Genomic DNA, 3,748 nt, shown 5'->3' with positions numbered 1-3,748 from the left:
GACGGGGGCCGCCGACCGGGCGCGGTCACGCGCCGACTCGACGTCGGCCGCCAGGGCGGCCGGGGCGGAGACGCCGAGCAGGAGCGTGGCGCAGAGTGCGGAGACCGCGAGACGCCGTGCGGGCAGAACACGCATGGATGTTCCTTTCAATCGGTGCGAAAAATCGTCTTCTCACCGTGAAATCGATGATCGGCGTCTGCAACCGAAGGGCACCATCTGGAGCAATACGAACCGGCCGCCCTCCCCGTGGGGAGAACGGCCGGCTCGTGGTTAACGCGCGAACCTCAGTGCGGGGACGTCAGTCCTCGAACGTCAGTCGTTGAAGCACTTGTTGCCGAACGACGGGTTCAGCAGACCGATGACGTTGATGGTGTTCCCGCACACGTTGACCGGCACGTGGACCGGAACCTGCACGACGTTGCCCGACAGCACGCCCGGGGAGTGGGCGGCGAAGCCCTTCGCCTCGCTGTCGGCGGTGGCGACGCCGGCGGTGCCCGCCACGGCTGCGGCAGCAACGGAGGTCAGGGCCAGGCCCTTCGCGATACGCGACATGGAGAGGTGCTCCTTGGAGTTGATGCATAAACACTCGGGCGGGGGTGCCCGGCGCTGAGTCAACGCGCGGCATGCACCGGGGGTTGTGCCTCCAAAGGGGTGATCTCGCAGAACGCCTGCTTCACCATTCCGACACAGTTGGCGCGTTCCGTAGATAAGTACGCATAGCGGGCTAGAGTTGCGCACCTCTCCAGGTCGCTGCGGCCCTTATCAGATCCGTAGATTTTCGGCCCTTCGACGGTCCGCGACTTTCCCCAGACAAGCACCCGAACGAGCTCCCGAAAGGGCACCGCCGGTCATGCGAATTCATCCGGGTCCTCTGCTGCGCCGCGCGATGGTGGGCTGCTGCGCCCTCGCCGCTCTCTGGGGGCCGGGCGCTCCCGCGACGGCCGCGCCGCCACCCACACCCTCGCCCGAGGCCGAGCGCCTCGCCTTCGGGCAGCGCTACCGGGCGGTGCAGCACGGCGGGATCGTCCGCGCGGCCAACTCCTCGATCTCCTGCCGTACGCCGGTGACGGCAGCCCCGTCCACGGCCACTCCGTCCACGGCGCCCGCGCCCACAGCACCCGCGGCCGCCGCGCCGTCGTGCGCCGACGCGCGTGCGGGGCGTACCGCCGTCAACGACGACTTCGACATGTTCTACATCGACGTCGACCAGGACCCGAACACCTACAACTCCAGCCGGGGAGAGGTCCGGCTGCCGCCGGGCGCGCGGGTGTCGTACGCACGGCTGTACTGGGGCGGGAATCTGCTGGTGGGTGAGCAGAAGCCGCCGAAGGACAACGGGCGGGTGCTCGTCGCGGAGCCCGGGGGCGAGTACAAGGAGGTGCTCGCGGACTCGGTGGTGGGGCATCGGGTGGCGCGGGGCGCGGACGCGTTCCAGGCCTCGGCGGACGTCACGGAGCTGGTGCGGTCCAGCGGTTCGGGGCTCTACACGGTGGCGCAGGTCAATGTGGCCATGGGACGTTCGGCGGCCGGGGCATGGGGCGGCTGGACGCTGATGGTGGCGTACGAGAACGCGGCGGAGCCGCTGCGGCACCTGGCGATGTGGGACGGGTTCGACACGCTCACGCAGGGCGGGGAGCAGCGGGTCCGGCTGAACGGGATGGCGCTGCCCGAGCGTGTGCGCGGGACCGTGGGCCTGGTCGCCTACAACGGCGATCGGGGGAGCCGGGGTGATTCGCTCACCGTTTCGACCGGGCAGGGCCCGGCCGTGGCGCTCGGCGACGCGGCCAACCCACGTGACGACGTACTGAATTCAACGATCAGCGAACCGGGGGCACGCATTTCGGGGCGCACACCGGCGTACTCGAACACGCTCGGATACGACTCGGATGTTCTCGAACTGGGCGATGAAATCCGGCGTGGCGGTGACCAGTTGGCCTTCCGGATCGTTTCGCAGCGGGACGCGGCTTGGGTCGGGGCGCTCTTCGTCGCCGTCGACGCCAAGCCGTGACGCGCGCCGCCCGGCGCCGCCCCTGAGCAAGGAACCCGCATGCAACTGTCACCATCCGACCCTCCGTCGCGGGTCCTGCATCTCACCCAGCCGGTCGACGGCGGCGTGGCCCGTGTCGTGACGGACCTGGTGCGGGCCCAGCTCGCCGACGGCCTGCACGCCACGGTGGCCTGTCCCGACGGCCCGCTCGCCCCGGGCCTGCGCGCGCTCGGCGCGGACGTACGGCACTGGGCGGCCACCCGGTCGCCGGGGCCCACACTCGTGGCCGAGGTGCGCCGGCTGCGGCGGATCCTCGACGACGTACGGCCCGACCTGGTGCACGCGCACAGCGCGAAGGCCGGACTGGCGGGCCGGCTCGCCGTGCGGGGGCGTGTACCGACCGTGTTCCAGCCGCACGCCTGGTCGTTCGAGGCGGTGGACGGCGCGATGGCGGCGCTGGCGCTCGGATGGGAGCGAACGGGGGCGCGTTGGGCCGCGCGGGTGGTGTGTGTCAGCGAGGCCGAACGGGTCACCGGGGAGCGGGCCGGGGTTCGGGCGCGGTGGACGGTGATCCCGAACGGGGTCGACGCGGGGCGCTTCCACCCCGCAGCCGTCGACGCCGTACGCGCCGGGATCCCGCTGCTCGCCGGGGTCGATCCGGCCGCACCGCTGGTGGTGTGCGTGGGGCGGCTGTGCCGGCAGAAGGGGCAGGACGTGCTCCTCGCGGCGTGGGACTCGGTGCTGCGGCGGGTGCCGGGGGCGCGTCTGGTGCTGGTCGGGGACGGGCCGGAGGGCGAGCGGCTGCGGGCCCTGGCCCCCGAGGGCGTGCTGTTCGCCGGGGGTGTCGCGGACCCGGTGCCCTGGTACCAGGCCGCCGATCTGGTCGTACTGCCGTCGCGTTGGGAGGGCATGGCGCTGGCGCCGCTGGAGGCCATGGCGTGCGGGCGGCCGGTCGTGCTCACCGATGTGGACGGGGCCCGCGAGAGTCTGCCGCCCGGCCAGGAGCCGGTGCCCGTCGAGGACCCCGCCGCGCTCGCCGGGGCCGTCGCCCGTCTGCTGCGCGATCCGCTGCTGCGCGAGTCGCTCGGCCACCAGGGCCGCCATCACGTACTGACCACGCACGACGTGCGGCACACGAACGAGGCCGTCGCGGGCGTGTACCGCGAACTGCTCGGCGGTGCGGACGGCCGGCGCGGGAAAGCCACCGAGTGCAGGGAGTCCATCCACACGTGACTGCGGAACGTACGGAAAGTACCGTTGCCTCCCCCGGTGGACAGCAACGCGATTTCGGCGGCTCGTCCGTCTCGGTGGTCCCGCCTCGCGGGACCGTCGGCGGCCTGGCCCTCCCGTCCGGGCGGCGCCCCGTCGCCCGGCCTCCCTCGGGACTGCCGCTGCTCACGGTGGACGGCGGCGCGGCCCTGCTCGCGGTGCTGGCGCTCACCGGCGACACGACTCCCGGGCGGCCGCTGATGGTCGCCGTCCTGGCCCTGGCCCTGGTGCTGCTGAACACCCGGGCGCGCCTCTACCGGCCACCCGCCGTCCCCGCCGTGCTCGACGAACTGCCCGCCGTGTGCGGGCGGATCGTGCTCGGCTGGTGCGTGCTCGGCGCCGGTGTGGCCGCGCACTCCCCCGACCACGCGCTCACCGCCCACGAACTGGCTCTCGGCTGCGCCCTGCAGTCGGCGGCGGCCTGTGTCGGCCGGGGCACGGTGCACTGGCACCGCCGCCGGGCACTCGTCAGACGCCCCGGCGCGGCCCTGG

The 3,748-nt window shown here is 72.8% G+C and carries 3 protein-coding genes and 1 pseudogene; 3 read left to right on the top strand and 1 reads right to left on the bottom strand.

What is annotated here, in order from left to right:
- Window positions 1-312: 312 nt before the first annotated feature.
- A complete protein-coding gene (chpG, locus tag AWZ10_RS17850) occupies window positions 313-552 on the bottom strand; it encodes a chaplin ChpG (RefSeq protein ID WP_046708543.1) in 240 nt (79 codons plus the stop codon).
- A gap of 298 nt (window positions 553-850) precedes the next feature.
- Between chpG and AWZ10_RS17845 the strand changes: the two genes are divergently transcribed.
- From AWZ10_RS17845 to AWZ10_RS17835, 3 genes and pseudogenes are all read left to right on the top strand, one after another.
- Complete coding sequence (locus AWZ10_RS17845; protein WP_060891558.1) at window positions 851-2,008, top strand: hypothetical protein; 1,158 nt, start codon at window positions 851-853, stop codon at window positions 2,006-2,008.
- Window positions 2,009-2,047: 39 nt separating this feature from the next.
- Window positions 2,048-3,220: a glycosyltransferase gene (locus AWZ10_RS17840; protein WP_046708545.1), complete on the top strand. Its 1,173-nt coding sequence runs from the start codon at window positions 2,048-2,050 to the stop codon at window positions 3,218-3,220.
- Window positions 3,196-3,748 (top strand): annotated as a pseudogene (locus tag AWZ10_RS17835) (transferase); the annotation flags it as partial. The gene AWZ10_RS17840 and the pseudogene AWZ10_RS17835, both read left to right, overlap by 25 nt.

The sequence above is a fragment of the Streptomyces europaeiscabiei genome (assembly GCF_001550375.1).
Classification (GTDB): domain Bacteria; phylum Actinomycetota; class Actinomycetes; order Streptomycetales; family Streptomycetaceae; genus Streptomyces; species Streptomyces europaeiscabiei.
Note: the sequence above shows the minus strand (reverse complement) of the source record. Positions and strands in the feature narration are given on the sequence as shown.